General features: G+C 39.1%; 1 protein-coding gene. It reads left to right on the top strand.

Annotation, left to right across the window (positions count from 1 at the left end):
- Positions 1 to 202, top strand: a 202-nt coding sequence (locus tag TD29_RS18425) for a DUF7507 domain-containing protein (RefSeq protein ID WP_040282618.1), incomplete at both ends; no start/stop codon positions are given.

The following is a 202-nucleotide window of genomic DNA, read 5'->3' as shown; positions in this document are numbered from 1 at the left end:
ATGGCGTATTAGGAGCAGGTGATACAATCAACTACACAATTACAGTTGAGAATACAGGTAACGTTACATTAGATGGTGTCACGATAACAGATACGTTAACTGATGCAGATGGAACCGTATTAACCTTAACCACAGGACCAACATTTGATAATGCAGATGCAGGCAGTTTAGAAGGAATATTATTAGTAGGAGAGACAGCAAC

This window comes from Psychroserpens damuponensis (assembly GCF_000826655.1).
In the GTDB taxonomy this organism is placed as follows: Bacteria; Bacteroidota; Bacteroidia; order Flavobacteriales; family Flavobacteriaceae; genus Psychroserpens; species Psychroserpens damuponensis.
This window is presented reverse-complemented; position numbering and strand designations above follow the sequence as displayed.